The organism is Actinomadura rugatobispora (genome assembly GCF_042656285.1).
In the GTDB taxonomy this organism is placed as follows: domain Bacteria; phylum Actinomycetota; class Actinomycetes; order Streptosporangiales; family Streptosporangiaceae; genus Spirillospora; species Spirillospora rugatobispora.
In genome coordinates this window covers 1-22,212 of the sequence record NZ_JBHSON010000089.1, presented here as the reverse complement: position 1 = coordinate 22,212, position 22,212 = coordinate 1, and the positions used below count along the sequence as shown (strand labels likewise).

Genomic DNA, 22,212 nt, shown 5'->3' with positions numbered 1-22,212 from the left:
TCTAGGCGACGGGCTGCCTGGTGGTGGCCGGTGGGTGGGTGCGGGCCGGGTCGGGGGCGTTCTGGGTGCGGGGGCGGATCATGGGGACGGCCACCGCGCACACGGCCACGCCCGCGATGGACAGCGGGGCGAGGACGCCGCCGAACATCAGCCAGGCCCAGACCATCGTGGCGGGCGGGGTCAGGTAGAGGAGGGCCGAGACGCGGGCGACTCCCCCGCGGTCCAGGTTGACCCAGTACAAGCCGTAGCCGCCGAGCATGGCCAGCACGATCAGGATGACGACCGCCGTCCAGAAGGCCGGATCGGGCGGTGGGGCCAGGTCGCCGGTCAGGGCGGCCAGCGCGGCGAAGGCGGCGGCGCTGACGGCCGCCTGGACCGCGAGGGCGTCGATGACGCCGATGGACGGGCGCGTGCGGCGTTCCAGCAGGGTGGCGCCGACCAGGGAGAACATCGCGCCCACCGGGAGGGCGTAGGCCCAGGCCGGGACGCCCGGGTTGGCGCCGAGGTCGCCGCCGACCACCAGCGCGACGCCCGCCAGGCCCACGGCGAGGCCCGCGATCTGCCGGGGCACTACCGTCTCGCCGAGGACGGGCACGGCCAGGGCGACGGCGACGATGGGCTGGAGGGCGCAGATGAGCGCGCTGGTGCCGGCGGCGACGCCGTGCTCGGCGGCGGCGAACACGCCGTACAGGTAGCCGATCTGGCCGAGCAGCCCGATCGCGGCGTGCAGGCCCAGGTCGCGGGCCGGGATCCGGCGGCGGCGCCAGGCGAGCCAGGCGGCCAGCAGCGCGGCGGCGGGGATGAACCGCCACGCCAGGAGCGTGGTGGCGGGGGCGCTGCCCGCGCCGAGCGCGGCGCCGATGAAGCCGGAGCTCCACATCACCACGAAACCCCCGCCGAGCAGGACGTCCACGTGACCCTTCCGCATGTCATCCTCCGAGGTATACACACCGGTATACCTACATACTAGCCATACCGGTGTGTATACTTGCGGTGTAGTCATGGGAGGGAGTTGTTTCGACGATGTCCGGCACGACTCGGGAACGCCCGCTCACACCCGCCGGACGACGCGTCCTGGACGTCGCCGGCCGGCTCTTCTACGAGCGCGGCATCGGGCAGGTCGGCATGGAGCTCATCGCCGCCGAGGCCGGTGTCACGAAGAAGACGGTGTACGACCGGTTCGGCTCCAAGGAGACGCTGATCCTCGCCTACCTGCGGGCACGGGACGAACGCTGGCGCGCCTTCCTCGGCGAGCGCCTGGCCGCGGCGCCGTCCCCGCGCGAGCGCATACTCGTGACGTTCGACGCCATGGGTGACTGGCTCCGCACCAACGGCAGCCGGGGCTGCTCCATGGTGAACGCCTGCGCCGAGGTCCCCGACCCGGGCCACCCCGTCCACAAGACCGCCGCCGAGCAGAAGGCCTGGCTGCGCGGCCTCTACTTGGAGCTGGCCACGGAGGCGGGCTACGACGCCCCCGGTCCCCTGGCGGACCGGCTGGTCGTCCTGCACGAAGGCGCGGTCGTCATGTTCAGCGTGGGCGGCATGGCGCACGCCACGGACATCGCCCGCGAGACGGCCGACCTCCTGCTCACGGCCTAACGGCGGCGGCCTCGTACCAGTGAGATGAGGCCGCGGAGAGCCCGCTCGTCCAGGGAGCCGAAGGGGTTGTCGTGGACGACGTAGGTCCACGTGGACGACGGCCGCTTCATCCCCACCGCCGCCAGGTCGACCCCTTCCTCCGTGGCGGTGAGGGTCGCGAACGCCTCGGCGGCGCGGTCCTCGGCGCGCGCCAGCAGCTTCTTGCCCGCCGGTACGGCCTCGCGGTTGAACTCCACGATCGGGTCCAGGCCGCGTCCCAGCGAACGCAGATGGATGCCCTCGCGCAGGTCGGCCAGGTAGGCGAGGTGCTCGGCCCAGCAGCGGTCCATGTGGAAGAGCAGCAGCTGGCGGGCGGCCTCGTCCACCGCGTCCGCGCCCGCGATCCCGGTGAGCTCCTCGTGGTGGGACGGGTGCCGCCCGGCCATCAGCTCACCGGCGCGGTCGCCGCGCAGCACGCGGTCGCGCTCGGCGAGCAGTTCGCCGCGCTGCAGCCCGATGATGTGGTGGTAGCGCCAGGTGTTGCGGTGAATCTCCACGGCGACGCCCTCGGCGACGCGCTGCGCGTGCCCCACGGTCCAGTGCGCGCCCTTGTCCTCGACCCGGCCCTCGTCGTCGGTCGCGATCCCGCGCCGGCCGCCGTTCCCCCCGGCGGACGGCTCGCCCGGGGCCTCGCCGGGCGCGTACCGGGTGACGAGGTCGTCCTCCAGGCTGGTGAAGAAGACCGACCCGCCCGGATCGCCCTGGCGGCCCGCGCGCCCGCGGAGCTGGTCGTCCAGCCGGCCGCTGTGGTAGCGGCCGGTGCCGATCACCAGCAGCCCCTCGGTGACGCCCTCGCCGAGCCGGATGTCGGTGCCGCGGCCGGCCATCTGCGTCGAGACGGTGACGGCGCCGCGCTCCCCGGCCCGCGCGATGATCGCGGCCTCCTCGGCGTCGTTCTTGGCGTTCAGCACGACGTGCGGCAGCCCGGCCCGGTTCAGCCGCCGCGACAGCCGCTCGGACGCGGCCACGTCGAGCGTGCCCACCAGCACCGGGCGCCCCTCGCCGTGCGCGGACGCGATCTCCTCGACGATCGCGATCTCCTTGTCGGCGCCGGTCGCGTACAGCCGGTCGGGCTCGTCCGCCCGCACCCGCGGACGGTTCGGCGGGATCACCGCGATGTCCAGCCCGTAGAACTCCCGCAGCTGCCCCGCCACGCCCAGCGCCGTGCCGGTCATGCCGCAGCGGACGGGATACCGGCCGACCAGTTCCTGCACGGTGATCGAGTCGAGGATCTCCCCGCTGGGCGAGGCGTCCAGCGCCTCCTTGGCCTCCACCGCCGCCTGGAGGCCGTCCGGCCAGCGCTGCAGCAGCGCCACCCGGCCCCGCGACTCGCTGATCAGCTTCACGGCGCCGTCCCGGACGATGTAGTCGACGTCGCGGTGCAGCAGGGCCTCGGCGTGCAGCGCGACGTTCACCGCGGTGAGCGTGTCCAGCCGCTCGGCGGCGTACAGGTCGACGCCGCCCAGGACCCGCTCCACCTCGCGCGCCCCGGCCGAGGTCAGCCGCACGTTGCGCGCCTCGTCGTCGGTGGCGTAGTGCACGCCGGGCCGCAGCCGCCTGACCAGCTCGGCGTAGGTGGGGTCGGCGGCCCCGGCGTCGGTCGCGCCGGCCAGCACCAGCGGCACCATGGCCTCGTCCACCAGGACCGAGTCGGCCTCGTCGATCAGCGCGACCTCGGGCTCGGGCAGGACGACCTGGGACGGGCCGGTGGCCAGCCGGTCGCGCAGCAGGTCGAACCCGACCTCGCTGACGGGCGCGTAGGTGACGTCGGCGGCGTAGGCGGCGCGGCGCTCGTCCGGGGTGGACTCCTGGCCGACCCATCCGACCGTGACACCGAGCAGCTCGTAGAGCGGCCCCATCCACTCGGCGTCGCGCCGGGCGAGGTAGTCGTTCACCGACATGACGTGGACGCGGCGGCCGCGCAGCGCGTACCCGGCGGCGGCCAGCGCGCCGGCCAGGGTCTTGCCCTCGCCGGTCGCCATCTCCGCGACCTGCCCGGACAGCAGCGCGAGGGTGCCGAGCAGCTGCACGTCGTAGGGCCGCTCCTCCAGCGCGCGCCGTGCCGCCTCGCGTCCCGCCGCGCACAGCTCGGCCGGGTCGTCGCGGCCGTCCCGGGCGGCCGCGGCCAGCTCGGCGCCGGTCAGGTCGCGCATGCGCGGCTCCCGATCGGCCGCGTCGGCGACGATCCGCTCGTACGGCCCGAGGTCCAGGCTCCCCGGGCGCTGCAGCACGCGGCGCAGCCGATCACGCAGGGCCATGACGCACCTCCCGGCACACCACCGTGTACTCGCTCCGTCTCCCGGCCGGGACGGCCGGGCCCGGGCCGCCCGACCCGCGCACGGCCCACCCCCATGATCCCAGCGTCCGCGACCGGCCCGACCGCCCCACCACCTCCCACTCGATCCGCCACCCGGCACCGCACGCTCCGTCCGGACGCGGAACCCGGTTCGGGTGCGGGCCGTCCCAACGATCACCAGTACCGTCCTGCCGCGACCGGGAGCAACGGTGTACCTGAAGGACGACGGCACGCTCGACCACCGCGGGCTGGCCCGCGATCTGCGCGGCATCGTGACCGGCCGCGCCTCCTGCGACCCGCCCGCGGTGCTGTCCTGGCTGGCGGCGCGGCTGGCCGCCGCCCCGGACGGCGGCGACGCCCCGGCGCTGACCCTCGCCCTGTACGCGACCTCGCCGTACGCGATCTGGCGGGTCCGGCGGGTCGCGGTGGTCGACGCGCTGATCGCGGCGGCGGAACGGGCGGTGGCGGCGTACGGCGTGGGCGGCTGCCCCGGGCCCGGAGCGCACCGCCATGCCCCCGCCGACGATCACGAGACCGTCGCCGCCCTGGTCGGCGACCTCGGCGACCGTGAGGACCTCGGCGACCGCGAGGACCTGCGCTGCCCCGCCTTCCTCGCCGGGCTGGCCCGCAGCGCGCTGACCACGCTGCGGAACGGCCGGCGGGCCCGCTTCGAGGCGCCCGACACCGCGGACCTGGACGCCTACTTCCTCACCCCCGGCGGCGGGATCGACATCGAGCGGCTGACGCTGACGGTCGAGCGCCAGCGCCCCGGCGGGCCGAACGACCTGGCGGAGCAGGCGGCCGTCTGGGCGGCCCGCAGGCTCGTCGTCGCCCCGGCCGGGACCCTCACCGCCGAGGAACGGCTGGGGCTGTTCCTCACGGTGTGTTTCGCGGCCCAGCACTGTTACTGGTGCACCACTCCGCCCGCCATGGTGTCCATCTACAGAGATGCCCTGGCGATCATCGATCTGGCCACGCCGGCCCTTCCCTGCCCGCACGCCAATGGCCATCCGGACGTTCCGCCGCGCACACTTCTGCGGTATGCGCGGGCCCTGGCCGGTTTTGGAAGCGACGATCCGCGGCTGGACCGCGGCGCGTGGCATTGCCCACGTCACACGGCCGAGCGCGCCGTACGGGCGCTGGCCTACACCGCCGGATATCTCGGTCTGGAAGGACCTCGGCAGAAGGTCTGACCCCGATTTCATCCCACAGGCGGATCCGCGCCCGCCCCCTTTCCTGGGATGATCAGGCGCAATGGGGTTGCGGTGGCGATGAGGTCACCGCGGAACGGGGAAATGACATGACACCCACCACACGGTACGCCGCCGCTCAGCGGCGCAAGCGTCAGGTCATCAACAGGACGGTCATCGACCGGGCCCTGCGCGATCCGCGCCGGGTCCACGGCACCTCATCGGGAACCCCGACGCGCACGCACGCTCCGGCCGCCGCCACGGCCGCCGCCACGGCCGCCGCCGCCGAGTGACGTCAGGGTAGGTCCTCAGTCCGCCCACCCGCCCGCGGCCGTCCGTCGGGGGACGCCGTGCCGGGGCGGGGCAGCGCTTCAGGGGGTGGAGAAGACCTCGTCGCGGGCCTGTTCCAGGGCGGCGTGCAGCGCTCCGCGCAGGACGGGGTTGCCCTCCACCTCCGTCACCGCTATGCGGGGACGGGTCGGGCTGATGCGTCCCACGACCCGTTCGATGCGTTCGGCCAGTGGCCGGCCGCCGGCGCGTCCGAGCTGCCCCGACAGCACCACCAGTCCGGGGTCCAGGACGATGTTGACCGAGGTGACGCCGTAGGAGACGCGGTCGGCGAGCTCGTCGAGGAAGTCCCCGCCCCGTTCCTCGTCGGCCGCCGCCGCGCGCACGCAGTCGATGGCCGTGGCCTCGTGGATCCCGTGGGCGTGCGCGAGCCCCCGTACCGCGTCCGCGCCCACCAGTGATCCGTAGCCGCCCGCCAGCGCCGGGATGTCCCAGGTGGTGGACTCGGTGAGCCCTTCCTCGCCCTTGCCGCGGCGGGCCTCGCCGACGGGGAGGGGCGCGCCGGGGACGGGCAGGTAGCCGATCTCGCCCGCGCCGCCCGACCGGCCGCGGTGCAGCCGCCCGCCCAGCATGATCGACAGTCCCATGCCGCGGTCCAGCCACATGAGGGCGAAGTCGTCGGCGTCCCGGGCGGCGCCGTAGGCGCGTTCGGCGACGGCGGCCAGGTTGGCGTCGTTCTCGATGGTGACGGGACGGCGCAGGTCGGTGCGCAGCGCGGCCAGCACGCCCTCGTGCCAGGCGGGCAGGTCGAAGGCGAACTGCACGTCGCCGGAGCGGGGGTCGACCACGCCGGGGCTGCCGATGACGAAGGCGTTGAGCCGTTTGAGCGCGACCTTCGCCGACCGGCACGCCTTGGCCACGGCGTTGTGGACGAGCTTGACCGGGTCGTCGGCGCCGTTGGGGTCGGCGGTGACCTGGGCGATGATGGCGCCGGTGATGTCGGCGACCCCGGCGGTGACGCCGTCGGGCCCCACCTCCACTCCGGCGACGTAGGCGCTGGAGGGCACCACCGCGTACAGCGCCGCGTTGGGGCCGCGGCCGCCCGCCTGCTCGCCGGCGACCTCGACCAGCCCGCGCTCCTCCAGCCGGGACAGCAGCTGGGAGGCGGTGACCTTGGACAGCCCGGTGTGCTCGCCGATCTGCGCGCGGGTCAGCGGGCCGCGCCGCACCAGCAGGTCCAGCGCGGCACGGTCGTTGAGCTCACGCAGCAGCCGGGGGGTCCCGGGACGTGGGGCCATGCTCGGCGTCCCCTCGAAGTCTCAATCCGCTAACGGCCGCTAACGGACGTTTTGTTTAGGAAAGTTTCTTGTTAGTTTACAGCAGGCGTCCACCGCCCCGGTGAACGGCACGGACGCAGGCGTCGCGCCGGCCGGCGGGCCCGGCGCTCCGCGGACGAGGCGCGGGACTGAGGAGGCATGGCTGGACTTTAAACGGTCCGGCCCCTCACCACCGCATCCGCCCGGGGAGCCCGTGACCGCGCGGCCTGCGCCGGAAAAGGAGACCCCCTTGAAGATCGTGAGATTTGCGGCCCTCGGTGCCGCCCTGGCGATCGGCCTGTCCGCCTGCGGTGGCGGCGGCGACGACAAGAACAGCTCCACGGGCAAGGACCCCGCGAAGATCACCGCGTGGTTCATGGGCGCCGCCAACGAGCCCCAGGACAAGGTCCTGGCGCAGGCCAAGGCGGACTTCCAGAAACAGCATCCCAAGACCGACGTCGAGGTCGTGTACGTCCCCTGGCCCGACGCCACCAAGAAGCTCCAGGACGCCCTCAACACCGGCCAGGGGCCCGACGTCGTGGAGATCGGCAACGACCAGGCGGTGACCTGGGCCGCCCAGGACGCCCTGGCCGACGTGACCTCGCGGTTCGGCGGCTGGGCCGAGGGCAAAGACCTGATCAAGGGCTCGGTGGAGCTCGGCCGGCTGGACGGCAAGACCTACGCGGTGCCGTGGTACGCAGGCGTCCGGGTCGTCTGGTACCGCACCGACCTGTTCCAGAAGCACCAGGTGCAGCCGCCCAAGACCTGGGACGAGCTGAAGGCCGCGGCCAAGAAGATCCAGGACGCCGAGGGCGGCGACATCGCCGGCATCGCCGCGCCCAGCGACTTCACCAACGGCTTCGCCAGCTTCCTGTGGGGCGCGGGCGGCGACATCGCGGTCAAGGAGGGCGACCGGTGGGTCGCCAAGCTGGACACCCCCGAGTCGAAGAAGGCGATCGACTTCTACACCGGGCTGGTCCGCGACGGCGTGGCGCCCAAGAAGTACATCGGCGTGAACGAGCTGGCCGGCCCGCAGCGCGACTTCGCCAACGGCCGGACCGCGATGTACGTCGACGGCGCCTGGACGCTGCCGCAGATCGAGGAGATCAGCAAGAAGCACACGTCGAAGATGAGCGCGTTCACCATCCCGACGCCCACCGGGCAGGTCGGCCCGGCCTTCGCCGGCGGCTCGCACCTGGCGGTCTGGAAGGACGGCAAGAGCCAGGGCGTCGCGTTCGACTACCTGACCTCGGTGGCGAGCAAGAAGAACGCCAAGGCGTTCGCGGACGGGCTGAAGTTCTTCCCGCAGTTCAACGACCTGCTGCAGGGCGGCGGCTACGCCTCCGACCCGGTGCAGGGGCCGGCGGCGCGGCAGATGGCCAACGTCAAGGGGTCGCCGAAGACGGCCAACTGGACCGAGGCCGACCTCAACAAGAAGATCATCCCGACCATGCTCAAGGAGATCATGAACGGGACGCCGCTGGACCAGGCGGTGGCCAAGGCCAACAAGGACATGGCCGACACGCTCAACCAGAGCTGATCCGGCCGCACCCGGCGGTGCCGGGCTCCGCGGACGACCTCCCCCGGAGCCCGGCGCCGCCGAGCCGCCCCCGACCACCGAGCACCGCTGAGCACCACTGAGCACCGCTGAGCATCCGAGATCACCTGAGGATGGGCCGCCGATGGCGCAGACCGTTCAGGTGGCGGGCCGCGCACCGGACCGGACCGGATCCGGTCCGTCCGCGGGCCGCCGCCGCCCACGTTCCGGCCCCCGCTCCCCGAGCCGCGGGAGATGGGGCCCCTACCTGCTGATCGCGCCCACCGTCGCGGTCATCGGGGTGCTGATCCTGTACCCGATCGGCCAGCTGGTCTGGATGTCGTTCCACAAGATCGGGTCGCGGGAGGCCCGCGGGGTGGTCCCGGCCGAGAACGTCGGCCTGGAGAACTTCCGCACCATCCTGGGCGACGCCTTCTTCTGGCGGGTGCTGGTCAACACCGTCGTCTCCGCCGCCGCCATGGTGGTCATCACGATGGTGCTGGGCACGCTGGTGGGCCTCCTCCTGAACCGGCTGGGCCGCAAGATGTCGCTGCTGGTGTCGTCCGGGGCGCTGCTGGCCTGGGCGACCCCGGGGATCTCCGCGGCGATCGTCTTCAAGTGGCTGTTCACGCCGGGCGGCGGCCTGGTCCCCTGGTTCCTGGAGCTGCTGCCGGACTGGCTGGCCGGCACCGGCTGGGCGGACTACAACTGGTTCGGCAGCCGCGGCACCACCTACGTCGTGCTGGTGCTGTGCGTGGTGTGGCAGTCGTTCCCGTTCATCGCGGTGTCGGTGCTGGCCGGGCTCAAGAGCGTGCCGGGCGAGCTGTACGAGGCGGCGCGCGTCGACGGCGCGGGCCCCTGGCGGACCTTCTGGCGGATCACCTTCCCGCTGCTGCGGCCGGTGTTCCTCGTCCTGACCGTGCTGTCGATCATCTGGGACTTCAAGGTCTTCACCCAGCTGTACTTCCTGTCCGGCGGCACGGCCAACCGCGACTCGTTCAACCTGGCGATGTACGCCTACTCCTCGGCGGTGGCCTTCCCCGCCAAGTACGGCCTCGGCGGCGCGATCGCGCTCATCCTCACGGTGATCCTGCTCGTCTTCACAGCGTTCTACGTCCGGGTCATGGTCCGGCAGGGGGAGGTCACGTGACCGCGTGGAGGCGGATCGGGCTGAACGGCGCGGGCCTGCTGGTCTTCCTGTTCGCGGTCTTCCCGGTGTTCTGGATGGTGATGACCGCGTTCAAGACCGACGAGGACATCAACGCCGACACCCCGCTGCCCGTCCCGCGGGACTGGACGCTGTCGCACTTCACGAACGTGATCAGCGGCCAGGGCCTGGAGTTCGGGCTGTTCCACTTCTTCCTCAACAGCGCGATCGTGGCGCTGGTCACGGTGGCGGTGTCGGGGGTGCTGGCGCTGCTGGCGGCGTACGCGGTGGCGCGCGCCGGGTTCCGCGGCCGCTCCGGCTTCCTGGTGATGCTGATCATCGTGCAGATGGTGCCGCTGGAGGCGCTGCTGCTGCCGCTGATGCTGAACGCCCAGCGGCTGCAGCTGCTCAACAGCCTCACCGGGGTGATCATCGTCTATGTCGGGTCGTCGCTGGGCTTCTCGATCCTGATGCTGCGCGGGTTCGTGGCGGCGGTGCCGCGCCAGCTGGAGGAGGCGGCGGCGATCGACGGCGCGTCCGGCCGGACGGTGTTCTGGCGGATCACCTTCCCGCTGGTGGCGCCCGGGCTGGTGGCCACCAGCATCTTCTCGTTCGTGACGGCGTGGAACGAGTTCGTGATCGCCTTCGCGTTCCTGAAGGACCAGGAGAACTTCCTGCTGCCGCTGACGCTGTCGTACCACTTCGGGCGGACGCAGGTGGAGTGGGGCTCGATCATGGCGGCGTCCACGCTGTTCACGATCCCGGTAATGATCTTCTTTCTCATCGTGCAGCGCCGGATGGTGTCCGGCCTGGTGACGGGGGCGGTTAAAGGATGACCAGGCAGACCGGCCGGACCGGCCGGACCGGCGACGACGAGATCTCCCGGCTGGCGCGCGGGACGCTGCTGCCGGCGTTCGCGGGGGCCGTGCCGCCGCGGTGGCTGCTGGACGAGCTGGAGCGCGGCCTGGCCGGGGTGACGCTGTTCGCGATCAACGGCAACGTGCCCGACACCGAGGCGCTGGCGGCGCTGACCGCCGGGCTGCGCAAGGTCGCCGCGCCGCTGGTCGCGATCGACGAGGAGGGCGGCGACGTCACCCGGCTCGGCGGCCATCTCACCGGCAGCCCGTACCCGGGCAACGCCGCGCTCGGCGCCGTCGACGACCCGGCGCTGACCCGCCGCGTGTACCGCTCGCTGGGCGCGGAGCTGGCCGAGGTGGGCGTGAACCTCAACTTCGCCCCGTCGGTGGACGTCAACACCGCCGCCGACAACCCGGTCATCGGGACGCGGTCGTTCGGCGCGGACGCGGCGCTGGTGGCCCGGCACGCCGCCGCGGCCGTCACCGGGACGCAGGAGGCGGGCGTGGCGGCGTGCGCCAAGCACTTCCCCGGCCACGGCGCCACGGTCGAGGACTCCCATCTGGGCGTCCCGGTCGTGGACGCCGATCTGGAGCTGCTGGACCGGCGCGAGTTCCGGCCGTTCCGGGCGGCGATCGAGGCGGGGACGCGGTCGGTGATGACCGGGCATCTCGACCTCCCGGCGATCACCGCCGGGGTCCCGGCGACGCTGTCGCACGCGGCGATCAGCGGGCTGCTGCGCGAGCGGCTCGGCTACGACGGCGTGATCGTCACCGACGCGCTGGACATGGACGGCGCCAGCGGCGCGATCGGCATCCCGGAGGCCGGGGTGCGGGCGCTGCTCGCGGGGGCGGACCTGCTGTGCCTGGGGGCGCGCGAGCACGAGGCGAGCGTGCGGGCCACGGTCGCCGCCGTCGAGGAGGCGGTGCGGGCCGGGCGGCTGCCGGCGGAGCGCCTGGCGGACGCGGCCGAGCGGACCGGCCAGCGTCAGGACTGGCCGACCGGGCCCGGCGCCGCGGCGGCCGACCGCGAGGCTGGGCTGGAGGCGGCCCGGCGCGCGCTGCGCCTCACCGGCGTGCTGCCCCGCTGGAGCTCCGGGACGGGGCCGCTGGTCGTCGAGCTGGAGTCGACCGGCAACATCGCGGTCGGCCCGACCCCCTGGGGCCTGAGCCCGTGGGCGCCCGACGCCGTGCGGGCCGCCGGAACGGACGGGGACGTGGAGTCGGTCCTGGACCGCGCCGGGGGCCGGGGGCTGGTCATCGTGCTGCGCGACGCGCACCGGCACGCCGTCCAGCGGTCCGCGGCCACCGCGCTGCTGGCGGCCCGCCCGGACGCCGTGCTGGTCGAGATGGGCCTGCCCGTCTGGTCGCCCGAGGGGGCCGTCCACCTGGCCACATACGGCGCCGCGCACGCCAACGCCCAGGCGGCCGCCGAACGCCTCGGCCTCGCCTGACCACCCGAGGGACGGGGGGGGAAAGCCGGACCACTCCGATCGGCAAGGGATAATACGTTCATGCGATTGTCCGCCCGGGTCGACTACGCGTTGCGTGCCGCCGCCGAGCTGGCGGTCGCCGGAAGTCATCCGGTGACCGCGGTCCAGCTCGCCGAGGCCCAGCAGATCCCGCCCAAATTCCTGGAGAACATCCTCGGCCAGCTGCGCCGTTCCGGTCTGGTCCGGAGCCAGCGCGGTCCGGAGGGCGGCTACTGGCTGGCCCGCCCGGCCGAGCAGATCTCCATGGCCGACATCATCCGTGCGATCGACGGCCCCCTGCTGGGCGTGCGAGGCGAGCGTCCCGAGCACGTCGGGTACGAGGGTCCCGCGCGCTCCCTACAGGAGGTGTGGATCGCGCTGCGCGCCAGCGAGCGGGCCATCCTGGAGCAGGTGTCCCTCGCGCACATCGCGGGGGGCAAGCTGCCCGATCCGGTGCGCAAGCTGACCGAGGACCCGGCCGCCTGGGAGAGCCCCTCCTTCATCTGACGCGGCCGACGGCGGGCCGCCACGCGCGGGCCCGCCGACCGGCCGGCGCGGAGGGGAGGCGCGACCATGCCCGAGGGCGACGCCGTCTGGCTGACCGCCCGGCGACTGCGCGAGGCGCTGGCCGGGCGGGTGCTGACGCGGTCGGACTTCCGGGTGCCGCGGCTCGCCACCGCCGACCTGCGCGGCCGCACCGTCGAGGAGGTCGTGTCCCGGGGGAAGCACCTGCTGATCCGAGTCGGGCCTCCTCCGGGGGCCGGCGCCCAGGCCGCCGCGGCCTCGTCCGGAACGGGCGGCGGCCTGACCGTCCATACCCACCTGCTCATGGACGGCCGCTGGCGGATCCGCGAGGCCGGGCCGCCGCCGCCCCGCGACCACCGGCTGCGGGCCGTCCTGGCCAACGCCGAATGGCAGGCGCTCGGCTACTCCCTCGGCATCCTGGAGATCTTCCCGACCGGGCAGGAGTCCCGCGTCGTCGACCGGCTCGGACCCGATCTCCTCGACCCCGGCTGGTCGCCCGCGCTCGCCGCCGAGGCCGTGCGGCGGCTGTCGGAGCGCCCGGAGCGCCCGATCGGCGAGGCACTGCTCGACCAGAGCCTGCTGGCGGGGATCGGCAACGTCTACAAGGCCGAGATCCTCTTCCTCCGCGGCGTCGACCCCTGGACCCCGGTCCGGGACGTGCCCGACCTGCCCGCGGTCGTGGACCTCTCCCGCCGCCTGCTGAACGCCAACAAGGAGCGCCACGGGCACATCACCACCGGCGACCGCCGCCCCGGCCGGGAGCACTGGGTGTACGGCCGGGCCGGGCGCCCGTGCCGCCGCTGCGGCGCCCGCGTCCGCCGCGCCGACCAGGACTCCGACGCCGGCGAGCGCGTCACGTTCTGGTGCCCCCGCTGCCAGCCGCCCACTGCCTGAGCCCCCGGTCCACGGGGTCGGCGCCCGCCCGGGTCCACACGTCCGGACGGGTCGCCGCCTGCTCGGGTCGCCGGATCCTGCGCCCGTGCACTGATCGTCCGCCCGTGCGTCCACCCAAGTCAATTCTCGGGTTTACTTGGCTGTCTCCCAGCTCTACCTTCTAATGCCATGACCTTGGACGATCTGCGGGTCTTCGTGGCCGTGTGCGAGGCGCGGAACCTGAGCGCCGTCGCCCGGGACCTGTCGTGCAGCCAGTCGGCCGTGAGCCAGCACGTCAAGCGCCTGGAACGGGAGACCGGGCTGGTCCTGCTGGAGCGGCGCCCCCGCGGGGTGGCCCCGACCGGAGCCGGCCAGATCCTCTACGAGGCCGCCGCGGAGGGCCTGGCCGGCCTCGGCACGGCCCTGAGCAGGCTGGACGACATGCGCCGCGGCACCGGCGGCACGGTGCGGATCGCGACGGGCGCGACCACCGTCCGCCACTTCATGGCGCAGGGCGTCGTCGCCTTCCGCGAGCGTCACCCCGAGGTGACACTGGCGTTCGAGACGGCCAACTCCAGCCGCCGCTGCCTGGAGGCCGTCCGGACGCGCCAGGCCGACCTGGCCTGGGTCACGGTCGGGCCGCCGCTCGACGGGGTGGAGCAGCGCCCCTCGTACGAGATGCCCTGGATGCTGGCGGTCCGCACCGACGACCCGCTCTGCCACCGCCCCCGGATCGGGCTGGCGGAGCTGGACGGCATCTCGCACATCGACCTGCCCGAGCACTCCACCTCGCGCGTCCATCTCCGGAGCCACCTCGACCGGCACGGCGTCCGGCTGGTCCCCACCGCCAGCGTCGCCGACTGGGACACCGCGCTGCTGCTCGCCGAGCTCGGGCTGGGCCGCGCCGTCCTGCCCGCCCTCCCCGGCTGGACGTACGGGTCGGGCGGCATCCTCCGGCTGGTGCCGATCCCCGAGCTGCCGCCGCTGGTGGCCGGCTGGGCCGTCCGCCGCTGGGACGCGCTGAGCCCGCTGGCCGTCGAGTTCGCCGAGACCGTGCTGGAGCACCTTCCCCCGAGGTGACATCCCCACGGTCAGCGGCGAACGGTGACCTTGCCGTCCTGGACGACGAGACCGGCCTGGGGGTCGCCTTTACCGCAGTGCCTGCCGTTCGGGTAGGTGACGTGCGGCGTCACGTCGACCTTCTGGTGGAGCAGCCGCTCGCCCTGGACGTCCCGCAGCGTGACGGTGACCTGGACCGGGGCGGTGGGCAGGCCCGTGACGGCGGCGAAACCCTGCTTGCCGCCGTCGGGCGAGGCGGACGCGCCGCAGACGGCGTCGGGCCCGTCGCCGGTGCAGCCCTGCGGCACGGACCTGCTGGTGCCGCTCAGGTGGATCTCCGGCTGGTGGCAGGTGCCGTTCCAGCAGATCCTCATGGTCGCCTCGGCGACCTTCGCGGCGTACGGGGCGGGGATCTCCAGCCCGACGCCCTGCCTTGCCGCGATCATCGTGCACGGCCGGCCGGCGTCGGACGCGCCGCCGCCGCACGCGGTGAGGACGACCAGGCCGCACGCCAGCGCCGCCGCCTTCGCATAGGAGCCCATCACGGTTGGACGCGGCGGCGCCCCCGCCGGTTGCGGCCGGATCCGGGCAGGAAGACGACGAGCCCCCGGCCGGTTGCGGCCGGGGGCTCGTCGAAGGGTTTCAGTCCGTCGTCGCGTCGATCCGTCTTCGCGTCGATCTGTCTTCCGGGACCGGTCAGACCTGGGCCTGGAACATCCAGTGCTGCTTCTCCAGCGCCGCCGTGATCTCGATCAGCAGGTCCTGGGTCACCGGGTCGGGCTCGTCGGTCGCCGCCACCCGCTCCCGGAACCGCGCGATCAGCTGCGCCAGCACGTCGGTCACCGCGGCCACGACCTTGTCGTCGGCCAGGTGACCGGCCTCCAACTGCGGGACCTGCGTGCGGTCGGCGACCGTGCGGGCGCGCCCGTCGGGGTTCACCCCGATCGCCACCGCGCGCTCGGCGACCTCGTCCTGGTACTGGCGGGCGAGGTCGACGACCTCGTCCAGGTGCTCGTGCACGACCTTGAAGTTGCGACCGGTCAGGTTCCAGTGCGCCTGCTTGGCGTACAGCGCGAGGTCGATCAGGTCGACCAGCGCGCCCTGCAGCGCCTCGCCCGTCGTCTTCCGGGCCGCGTCGTCGAGGGGGCTCTTCACCGCCACCATTGGTCCTGGCTCCTTCCGCGTCGTTGCGCTCTGGTTCGTTACAACACAGAAGAATCCCCGGTCATGCCGCGTTCACCCGTGAGCAGGCACACACCGGGCAGGCACCCGCATGCACCCGGTACCCGGGCGAACGAGGACATGCTCGTACGCACCGGCGGCCCGAAGGCCCGCCCCGGACGCGGATCAGGCGGCGACCATGTCCGCGCGGAACTCGTCCGCGATCCCCTCCGGCGTGGCCGGAATGCTCTCGGTTGAGATGTGCTCGTGCTCGGGCGCACCGGCCATGACCGGCGCGTGCTGCAGTTCGGCCAGGGCGAGCTGGTCGGCCACCTCGCGCAGCACGTGCGACAGGGGCACTCCCAGGGCCTTGCAGATCGAGGACAGCAGCTCGGAGGAAGCCTCCTTCTGCCCACGCTCCACCTCGGAGAGATAGCCGAGGGAGACCCGTGCCGCCGCCGACACCTCACGGAGGGTGCGTCCCTGGCGCAGCCGCAGCTGCCGCAGTACATCACCGAGCAGCTGGCGAAGCAGGACCATCGTCTCGCTCCCTCCCTCAGTTCGGACCATCTTGGGTTCCACCGTACCCGGCTCAGAGGTGAGCGTGGCAGACCGTGGATTTCGTGTTCGCTGGAAACGTAACCATGTAATCAGCCGAACTCTTCCCGAACGTCACGCTCCGGACGCCTCCGCGGGACCCGCGCCGAGCCCCAGAATCACGCGTCGTAGCTGCTCAAGAGCATGAACGACGGTCATCCTGCGGAGCACCTCGCGGATCTCCGGACCCGCCCCCGGAACGGGGAGCGACGGCCTGATCACTCTGGGTTCGCCGCCCGGTGAGGCGACTCCGACGAAAATCGTGCCCACGGCTTGACCGTCTTGTGGTTCCGGTCCCGCCACACCCGTCACAGCGACCCCATAGGTCGCTCCGAGCCGTTCCCGGACCCCGGCGGCCATCGCCGCCGCCACGTCCGGGTGGACCGCTCCGTGCGCCTCCAGCAGGTCGGCCGGGACACCGAGCAGTTCGTTCTTCAACGCCGTGGAGTAGGTGACCATTCCCCCGGCGTAGGTGGCCGACGATCCGGGCATCCGGGTCAGCTCGGCGCCGATGAGGCCACCGGTCAGCGACTCGGCGGTGGCGACGGTCGCGGACCGTTCCGCCAGCAGCCCGTGCACGACGCGGTCGAGGGTCTGCTCGCCGGCGCCGTACACCACGTCGCCGAGCAGTTCGCGGACGCTCGCCTCCGCCTCGTCCAGGAGGCCGGGGGCGTCCGCGCCGGTGGCGCTGATGCGGATCTTCACCTCGGCGGGGTCGGGCAGGTAGGCCAGCCTGATGCCGGCCATCGCCTCCACCGGGGCGAGCGAGGTCGCCAGCACCGACTCCCAGACGCCCGCGGTGCGGAGCGTGCGCCGCGCGACCCGGTGCTCGCCGGCCAGCTCGGGCAGCACCACCTCGTCGATCATGGTCCGCATCTCGAACGGGACGCCCGGCAGCGCGTACACCACGCCGCCCCCGAGCCGGACCCGCAGCCCGGCGGCGCTGCCCGCCGAGTTGACGAGGATCCCGGCGCCCTCGGGGACGTCGGCCATGCGCAGCGCCATCGGCTGCAGTTCGCGGCCGGCGGCGGCGACCCGTTCCCGCAGCCGCCGCTCCAGCGCCGCGTCCCGGACCAGCGCGACCCCTGCCGCCTTGGCGAGCGCGTCCCGGGTCAGGTCGTCGTAGGTGGGGCCGAGACCGCCGGTGGCGATGACGGCGTCGGCGCGGGACAGCGCCTCCTCCACCGCCTCGACGATGACATCGAGCTCGTCCCCCACCACGACGCTGCGGGTGACCTCCAGCCCGTGCTCGGCGAGCCGCCGCCCCATCCAGGCCGCGTTCCCGTTGACCGTGTCGCCCAGCAGCAGTTCGTCCCCGATGGTGACCAGCTCGACGCGCATCGCGCCCCTCTCCGCCTGCTCCCGTGACCGCCGGTCCGAATGTACGGCACAGGGGCCGCGCCGATATGCCCGGCGGTGGGCGGGACGGTCCGGGGCGCGGTCGCACGCGGCGAGGGCGGGTGCGGTTGACCCCCGCCGCTGTCCGAATCAGGCCGGAGCGAGACATTGAGAACCGGTAACGCGCTTTCATCCACCACTGAACACCGAGGGTTCCCGCATAGTGGCTCACGAAGAAACCGCACTCCGATGGACCGGATCGCTCGGCCGCGTTGACCGCCTCACCACCCGCCAACTCGAGGTCTTCCTGCTGCTCGGACGTGGAATGTCGCTCCGCGACGGCGGCGCGAACCGGGGCGTGAAATCGGCCGGTCAAGATACCGGTCAGAACACGCTGATGCAATTTTCAGCGACTTCTTCATCCCAGGGATAAAGGCGGTCTCGCCCCGTCCGCCCGGTTCTCGAATCATCATCGTTCAAAGGGGAGCGCCGAAAATCGTGGCCGCCTCCCGGCCGGCCTCAACCGGCTGGGCGGCCGAAGGACTCGGCCCGGCCGCACGGCGCTCAGGAGCGTGCGAGGCGTCGCAGCACGGCGGCGCAGCGGCGGGCGTAGGCCCGCTGGAACACCGGCGCCAGCGGGCCCGCCAGGCGCATCACACGGCTCGCGGGACGGCTGAACGCGGTGACGGTGAACCACACGTCGCCCGCGTCGTCCATGTGCACCACGAACGCCTCCTCACCCGAGGCGGGATGGCCCGGCAGCGTCCCGTACGCCCACCCGGCGCGGCGCTCGCCGTCCTCGGCCCACACCACGCGGCAGGGCGCCGACAGCCTCAGCGGCCCGACGCCCAAGGCCACCTCGACCGCCACACCGGCCGCCGCCCGCGGCGCGGACGCCACCACCCGGGCGGGCAGGGCCCGGTGCATCCAGAACTCCATCAGCGCGTCCGCGGCGTCGCGCATGACCTCCGGCCCCGAGCCCAGCTCGACCCGCACCCGGAGCCGGCGGTAGCCGGGCGGGAAGTCGGCGTTGCGGGTGGCGCCGACCTCGGCGTAGGTGAAGTCGCGCACGGCGGCCCGGCCTAGGCTCCGGCCCCGGCGCCGCCGCCGGCACGCGAACGGCCCTGGTGCCGCAGCCGCCACGCCTGGACGACGTAGTCCAGCCCGGTGACCACCGTGACCGCCAGCGCCGCCGCCATCGCCGCCCACCGCACCGGGTCGAGCTCGAACGGGGCGGGCAGGATGAACAGGCCGATCGCGATGACCTGCAGCATCGTCTTGAGCTTGCCGCCCTTGCTGGCCGGGATCACCCCGTACCGGATCACCACGAACCGCAGCACCGTGATGCCGATCTCCCGGACCAGGATCACGCCGGTCACCCACCACCACAGCTCGCCCAGCACGGACAGGCTGATCAGCGCGGCACCGGTCAGCGCCTTGTCGGCGATCGGGTCGGCGATCTTGCCGAAGTCGGTGACGATGTTGCGCCTGCGCGCCAGGTCCCCATCGATCTTGTCGGTGATCGAGGCGACCGCGAACACCGCGAACGCCGCCAGCCGCCAGCCGCCGCCGTCCAGGAACAGCAGCCAGACGAACACCGGCACCAGCGCGATCCGCGTCAGCGTCAGCACGTTGGCGATGTTCCACACCCCGGCCTGCGGCGGGGTCGAGTCCGCGGTGCCCGCGGCGCCGGCGGTCACGGCATCTCCGCCACGAGGTCCACGCCGTCGCTGCCCACGACCCGGGCCGTGACGATCTCCCCCAGCGGCAGGCCGTCGCCGTGGACCAGGACGGTGCCGTCGACCTCCGGCGCCTGGTGCGCGGCCCGGCCCTCGACGCCGCCGTCCGCCTTCTCCTCCAGCAGCACGCGGATCTCCGAGCCGATCCGGTCTTCGGCGCGCTGCGCGGTCAGCTCCTCGGCCAGCGCGGTGACCTCCTCGACCCGCGCGGAGACCTCGCCGGGGTCGAGCTTGCCGTCGAACCCGGCGGCCTCGGTGCCGTCCTCGTCGGAGTAGCCGAACACGCCGATCGCGTCCAGCCGGGCGTCGGTCAGGAAGGCCATCAGCTCCTCCAGGTCGTCCTCCGACTCACCCGGGAACCCGACGATGAAGTTGGACCGCACGCCCGCCTCCGGCGCCAGCGCGCGGATCCGGTCCAGCAGCTCCAGGAACCGCTCGCGGTCGCCGAAGCGCCGCATCGAGCGCAGCACCGGGCCGCTGGCGTGCTGGAACGACAGGTCGAAGTAGGGCGCGACGCCCGGCGTGCCGCACAGCACCTCGATCAGTCCGGGGCGCAGCTCGGCGGGCTGCAGATAGCTGGCCCGCACCCGCTCGATCCCCTCGACCGCGGCCAGCTCCGGCAGCAGCCCCTCGAGCGCGCGCAGATCGCCGAGGTCCTTGCCGTAGGAGGTGGAGTTCTCGCTGACCAGCACCAGCTCCCGGACGTCGTGCCCGGCCAGCCAGCGCGCCTCCTCCAGCACCTCCGCCGGCGGGCGCGACACGTACGCGCCGCGGAAGGCCGGGATGGCGCAGAACGTGCAGCGCCGGTCGCAGCCGGAGGCCAGCTTCAGGGGGGCGACCGGGCCGCCGCCCAGCCGCCGCCGCAGCACCCGCGGGCCGGACGCCGGGGCGACGCCGTCCGGCAGGTCGCCGTGCCCCGGAACGGCCACCCGCTCCCGCTCCTGCGCCGCCGACCGCTCCACCGGGCTGATCGGCAGCAGCGTGCGGCGGTCGCGCGGCGTGTGCGCGTCGCGCCGGACGCCCGCCATCACCTCGTCCAGCCGCTCGCCGATGCCCGCGTAGTCGTCGAAGCTCAGCACGGCGTCGGCCTCGGGCAGCTCGGCGGCGAGCTCGGCGCCGTACCGCTCGGCCAGGCAGCCGGCCGCGACCACCTTGGCACCGGAGTCGTGCGCGGCCAGCAGCGTGTCGATGGAGTCCTTCTTGGCCGCGTCGATGAACCCGCAGGTGTTCACCACGACCACGTCGGCGGCGTCGGCGGAGTCGGCCAGGCCCCAGCCCGCCTCCTCCATCCGGGCGGCGAGCTCTTCGGAGTCGACCTCGTTGCGGGCGCATCCGAGCGTGACGAGGGAGACCGTACGGCGAGTGGACATGCACCTAACGGTAATGGTCGCCGGGCCCTACGCCGACCAAGACCCTCAACCCAGCGCGGACGTCGTGCGGACGCCGGCGGACGTCGGGCGGAGCCGGGGTCAGGCGGAGTCGGGGTCGTCCGGGGTGAAGCTCATCCGGTAGACGCCGCCGCCCTCGCCGGGGGTGCCCAGGTCCTCGCCGTTGACGGTGAGGCGCAGCCCGCCGCCGTTGCCGATCAGGACGCTGATCTTCTTGGGGTCGGTCCACCGCCGGGTCTGGCCGGGACGGATCATCCCGCTGTAGAGCTGCTGGCCCTTGTCGCCCCGCACGTTGACCCAGGTGGTGCGCACCCCTCTGACCTGGAGGGTGACGTCCTTGCGGGGCGCGACCGCGACCGGGTCCTTGGCCCTGGGCGGCGCCGGGGCCGGCGTCGTGGACGTGGCGCCCGGGGCGGGCGTCCCGGCGACCTGGCGGGCGGTGCGCTGCTCGCGGCCGCCGCCGGTGCCGACCACGTGGACGATCCCGTAGATGACGACCAGGGCCAGGGCGAGCGCCATCGCGGCGCTCCAGTTCGGCGAGCGGCGCTCCTTGAACACCACCGCCTGCTCGGGCTCGAACGCGGCCACCGCGGAAAGGGGCATCGGGGCGCCGCCGTGCGAGTCGTCGTATTCGCGGACCAGCGGCTCGGGGTCGATGCCGATGACGCGGGAGACCGAACGGATGTGGCCGCGGGCGTAGAAGTTCCCGCCGCAGGTGCTGAAGTCGTCCTGTTCCATCGCCCGGACCACCGATTCTCGGATCCGGGTCTGCATGCTCACCTGGGTCAGGGTGAGACCGGCCCGCTTGCGCTCCTTCGCCAAGGTCTCACCGATTGTCACGCCGGGCCTCCCTTAGAGCGCACCATGACCGAAACCCCACACTCCAGCGACACCAGTCTAGGAACCGCAATGCCCACTCAGCGAGCGGCAACACGTTCGAAACAGGGCAAGATTTCGCATCATTCCGCCAGGGCGGTTCGCTGGCCGTTCCGAGATCATCGCGACACGCCATGAAGATCTCCCGGATGGCACGCCGGGAAACGGTCTGACCGGGAAAGGGTCCGGAAAAAAGCGGTGAACCCCCGGCCGGTGATCATCCTCCCGCGTCTCCGCCGCCGGCGCCGCCCGATCCGGCCGCGCCGGCACTCGCGCCACCACCGCCGCCTCCGCCGCGGAGCTCGGCCAGGACGCCGGGCAGATCGTCGGGCTTGGCGAGCACGTCCCGCGCCTTGGACCCCTCGCTCGGCCCGACGATGTCGCGGCTCTCCATCAGGTCCATCAACCGGCCCGCCTTGGCGAACCCGACCCGCAGCTTGCGCTGCAGCATCGACGTCGACCCGAACTGGGTGCTGACGACCAGCTCGATCGCCTGCACCAGCAGGTCCATGTCGTCGCCGATCTCCTCGTCGATCTCCTTCTTCGGGCCGGCGGTCTCGGTGACGTCCTCCCGGTACACCGCCTCCATCTGCGTCTTGCAGTGGTCGACGACGCTGTGGATCTCCTTCTCCGCCACGTAGGCGTTCTGGAGCCGCATCGGCTTGCTCGCGCCCATCGGCAGGAACAGAGCGTCGCCCTGCCCGACCAGCTTCTCGGCGCCCGGCTGGTCGAGGATGACCCGGCTGTCGGACAGCGAGGAGGTCGCGAACGCCAGCCGGGACGGCACGTTCGCCTTGATCAGCCCGGTCACCACGTCCACGCTCGGCCGCTGCGTGGCCAGCACCAGATGGATCCCCGCCGCGCGCGCCAGCTGGGTGATCCGCACCACCGAGTCCTCCACGTCGCGCGGCGCCACCA

Annotated in this window: 22 protein-coding genes; 10 read left to right on the top strand and 12 right to left on the bottom strand. The window is 73.2% G+C overall.

The annotated features are described in order from the left end of the window. Position 1: 1 nt before the first annotated feature. Positions 2-928 carry a DMT family transporter gene (locus ACFPZN_RS43455; RefSeq protein ID WP_378288566.1) on the bottom strand — a complete coding sequence of 309 codons (927 nt, stop codon included), beginning with the start codon at positions 926-928 and terminating at the stop codon, positions 2-4. A gap of 95 nt (positions 929-1,023) precedes the next feature. Here ACFPZN_RS43455 and ACFPZN_RS43450 point away from each other — a divergent pair, with 95 nt between their 5' ends. Further along, entirely contained in the window at positions 1,024-1,599 is a 576-nt protein-coding gene (locus tag ACFPZN_RS43450) for a TetR/AcrR family transcriptional regulator (protein WP_378288563.1), read from the top strand. Here the strand turns inward: ACFPZN_RS43450 and secA2 are convergent. After that, positions 1,596-3,896 (bottom strand): accessory Sec system translocase SecA2, encoded by a 2,301-nt coding sequence (gene secA2, locus ACFPZN_RS43445; protein WP_378288561.1) that lies wholly within the window; start codon positions 3,894-3,896, stop codon positions 1,596-1,598. The two genes, ACFPZN_RS43450 and secA2, sit on opposite strands and share 4 nt — an antisense overlap. A gap of 247 nt (positions 3,897-4,143) precedes the next feature. On the opposite strand from secA2, the gene ACFPZN_RS43440 reads away from it, so the two are divergent. Together ACFPZN_RS43440 and ACFPZN_RS43435 are read left to right on the top strand one after the other, a co-directional pair. Next, the gene (locus ACFPZN_RS43440; protein ID WP_378288559.1) at positions 4,144-5,127 is read left to right on the top strand and encodes a hypothetical protein; all 984 of its coding nucleotides are present in this window, start codon (positions 4,144-4,146) and stop codon (positions 5,125-5,127) included. Positions 5,128-5,234: 107 nt separating this feature from the next. Continuing rightward, a complete protein-coding gene (locus tag ACFPZN_RS43435; RefSeq protein ID WP_378288557.1) occupies positions 5,235-5,417 on the top strand; it encodes a hypothetical protein in 183 nt (60 codons plus the stop codon). Between the two features lie 78 nt (positions 5,418-5,495). Here ACFPZN_RS43435 and ACFPZN_RS43430 read toward each other — a convergent pair whose 3' ends face one another. Further along, complete coding sequence (locus ACFPZN_RS43430) at positions 5,496-6,710, bottom strand: ROK family transcriptional regulator (protein ID WP_378288555.1); 1,215 nt, start codon at positions 6,708-6,710, stop codon at positions 5,496-5,498. Positions 6,711-6,987: 277 nt separating this feature from the next. On the opposite strand from ACFPZN_RS43430, the gene ACFPZN_RS43425 reads away from it, so the two are divergent. From ACFPZN_RS43425 to ACFPZN_RS43395, 7 genes are all read left to right on the top strand, one after another. Beyond that, positions 6,988-8,268: an extracellular solute-binding protein gene (locus ACFPZN_RS43425; protein ID WP_378288606.1), complete on the top strand. Its 1,281-nt coding sequence runs from the start codon at positions 6,988-6,990 to the stop codon at positions 8,266-8,268. Between the two features lie 142 nt (positions 8,269-8,410). Further along, a complete protein-coding gene (locus tag ACFPZN_RS43420) occupies positions 8,411-9,415 on the top strand; it encodes a carbohydrate ABC transporter permease (protein ID WP_378288553.1) in 1,005 nt (334 codons plus the stop codon). Continuing rightward, positions 9,412-10,248 carry a carbohydrate ABC transporter permease gene (locus tag ACFPZN_RS43415; protein WP_378288551.1) on the top strand — a complete coding sequence of 279 codons (837 nt, stop codon included), beginning with the start codon at positions 9,412-9,414 and terminating at the stop codon, positions 10,246-10,248. The genes ACFPZN_RS43420 and ACFPZN_RS43415 overlap by 4 nt, the downstream gene beginning before the upstream one ends. Continuing rightward, positions 10,245-11,720 (top strand): glycoside hydrolase family 3 protein, encoded by a 1,476-nt coding sequence (locus ACFPZN_RS43410; protein WP_378288549.1) that lies wholly within the window; start codon positions 10,245-10,247, stop codon positions 11,718-11,720. Before ACFPZN_RS43415 ends, ACFPZN_RS43410 begins: the two co-directional genes overlap by 4 nt. A 60-nt stretch (positions 11,721-11,780) precedes the next feature. Next, complete coding sequence (locus ACFPZN_RS43405) at positions 11,781-12,245, top strand: RrF2 family transcriptional regulator (RefSeq protein ID WP_378288547.1); 465 nt, start codon at positions 11,781-11,783, stop codon at positions 12,243-12,245. A 66-nt stretch (positions 12,246-12,311) separates the two neighbouring features. After that, positions 12,312-13,157: a DNA-formamidopyrimidine glycosylase family protein gene (locus tag ACFPZN_RS43400; protein ID WP_378288545.1), complete on the top strand. Its 846-nt coding sequence runs from the start codon at positions 12,312-12,314 to the stop codon at positions 13,155-13,157. Between the two features lie 168 nt (positions 13,158-13,325). Continuing rightward, on the top strand, positions 13,326-14,216 hold the full coding sequence (locus ACFPZN_RS43395; protein WP_378288543.1) for a LysR family transcriptional regulator: 891 nt from the start codon (positions 13,326-13,328) through the stop codon (positions 14,214-14,216). A gap of 11 nt (positions 14,217-14,227) precedes the next feature. On the opposite strand, the gene ACFPZN_RS43390 is transcribed toward ACFPZN_RS43395, so the two are convergent. The 9 genes from ACFPZN_RS43390 to ACFPZN_RS43350 all read right to left on the bottom strand — a co-directional run. Further along, on the bottom strand, positions 14,228-14,740 hold the full coding sequence (locus ACFPZN_RS43390; RefSeq protein ID WP_378288541.1) for a hypothetical protein: 513 nt from the start codon (positions 14,738-14,740) through the stop codon (positions 14,228-14,230). A 151-nt stretch (positions 14,741-14,891) separates the two neighbouring features. Beyond that, positions 14,892-15,359 (bottom strand): Dps family protein, encoded by a 468-nt coding sequence (locus ACFPZN_RS43385; protein WP_378288539.1) that lies wholly within the window; start codon positions 15,357-15,359, stop codon positions 14,892-14,894. Between the two features lie 183 nt (positions 15,360-15,542). Further along, a complete protein-coding gene (locus ACFPZN_RS43380; RefSeq protein WP_378288537.1) occupies positions 15,543-15,896 on the bottom strand; it encodes a helix-turn-helix domain-containing protein in 354 nt (117 codons plus the stop codon). 132 nt (positions 15,897-16,028) lie between these two features. Beyond that, a complete protein-coding gene (locus ACFPZN_RS43375; protein WP_378288535.1) occupies positions 16,029-17,294 on the bottom strand; it encodes a CinA family nicotinamide mononucleotide deamidase-related protein in 1,266 nt (421 codons plus the stop codon). Positions 17,295-17,855: 561 nt separating this feature from the next. Next, a complete protein-coding gene (locus tag ACFPZN_RS43370) occupies positions 17,856-18,362 on the bottom strand; it encodes a DUF1990 family protein (protein ID WP_378288533.1) in 507 nt (168 codons plus the stop codon). Positions 18,363-18,373: 11 nt separating this feature from the next. Continuing rightward, a complete protein-coding gene (gene pgsA / locus ACFPZN_RS43365) occupies positions 18,374-18,991 on the bottom strand; it encodes a CDP-diacylglycerol--glycerol-3-phosphate 3-phosphatidyltransferase (RefSeq protein ID WP_378288531.1) in 618 nt (205 codons plus the stop codon). Then, on the bottom strand, positions 18,988-20,400 hold the full coding sequence (gene rimO / locus ACFPZN_RS43360) for a 30S ribosomal protein S12 methylthiotransferase RimO (RefSeq protein ID WP_378288529.1): 1,413 nt from the start codon (positions 20,398-20,400) through the stop codon (positions 18,988-18,990). The genes pgsA and rimO overlap by 4 nt, the downstream gene beginning before the upstream one ends. A gap of 99 nt (positions 20,401-20,499) precedes the next feature. Continuing rightward, positions 20,500-21,258: a helix-turn-helix domain-containing protein gene (locus ACFPZN_RS43355; RefSeq protein WP_378288527.1), complete on the bottom strand. Its 759-nt coding sequence runs from the start codon at positions 21,256-21,258 to the stop codon at positions 20,500-20,502. 253 nt (positions 21,259-21,511) lie between these two features. After that, the coding region (locus tag ACFPZN_RS43350; RefSeq protein WP_378288525.1) for a DNA translocase FtsK at positions 21,512-22,212 on the bottom strand (701 nt) is incomplete at its 5' end.

Bases quoted from the DNA above. Each gene is read 5' to 3' on its own strand.
- ACFPZN_RS43455 (WP_378288566.1), bottom strand. From the start codon at position 928: ATGCGGAAGGGTCACGTGGACGTCCTGCTCGGCGGGGGTTTCGTGGTG.
- ACFPZN_RS43430 (WP_378288555.1), bottom strand. From the start codon at position 6,710: ATGGCCCCACGTCCCGGGACCCCCCGGCTGCTGCGTGAGCTCAACGAC.
- secA2 (WP_378288561.1), bottom strand. From the start codon at position 3,896: ATGGCCCTGCGTGATCGGCTGCGCCGCGTGCTGCAGCGCCCGGGGAGC.
- ACFPZN_RS43420 (WP_378288553.1), top strand. From the start codon at position 8,411: ATGGCGCAGACCGTTCAGGTGGCGGGCCGCGCACCGGACCGGACCGGA.
- ACFPZN_RS43375 (WP_378288535.1), bottom strand. From the start codon at position 17,294: ATGCGCGTCGAGCTGGTCACCATCGGGGACGAACTGCTGCTGGGCGAC.
- ACFPZN_RS43410 (WP_378288549.1), top strand. From the start codon at position 10,245: ATGACCAGGCAGACCGGCCGGACCGGCCGGACCGGCGACGACGAGATC.
- ACFPZN_RS43385 (WP_378288539.1), bottom strand. From the start codon at position 15,359: ATGGTGGCGGTGAAGAGCCCCCTCGACGACGCGGCCCGGAAGACGACG.
- ACFPZN_RS43380 (WP_378288537.1), bottom strand. From the start codon at position 15,896: ATGGTCCTGCTTCGCCAGCTGCTCGGTGATGTACTGCGGCAGCTGCGG.
- rimO (WP_378288529.1), bottom strand. From the start codon at position 20,400: ATGTCCACTCGCCGTACGGTCTCCCTCGTCACGCTCGGATGCGCCCGC.
- ACFPZN_RS43400 (WP_378288545.1), top strand. From the start codon at position 12,312: ATGCCCGAGGGCGACGCCGTCTGGCTGACCGCCCGGCGACTGCGCGAG.
- ACFPZN_RS43450 (WP_378288563.1), top strand. From the start codon at position 1,024: ATGTCCGGCACGACTCGGGAACGCCCGCTCACACCCGCCGGACGACGC.
- ACFPZN_RS43395 (WP_378288543.1), top strand. From the start codon at position 13,326: ATGACCTTGGACGATCTGCGGGTCTTCGTGGCCGTGTGCGAGGCGCGG.
- ACFPZN_RS43435 (WP_378288557.1), top strand. From the start codon at position 5,235: ATGACACCCACCACACGGTACGCCGCCGCTCAGCGGCGCAAGCGTCAG.
- ACFPZN_RS43405 (WP_378288547.1), top strand. From the start codon at position 11,781: ATGCGATTGTCCGCCCGGGTCGACTACGCGTTGCGTGCCGCCGCCGAG.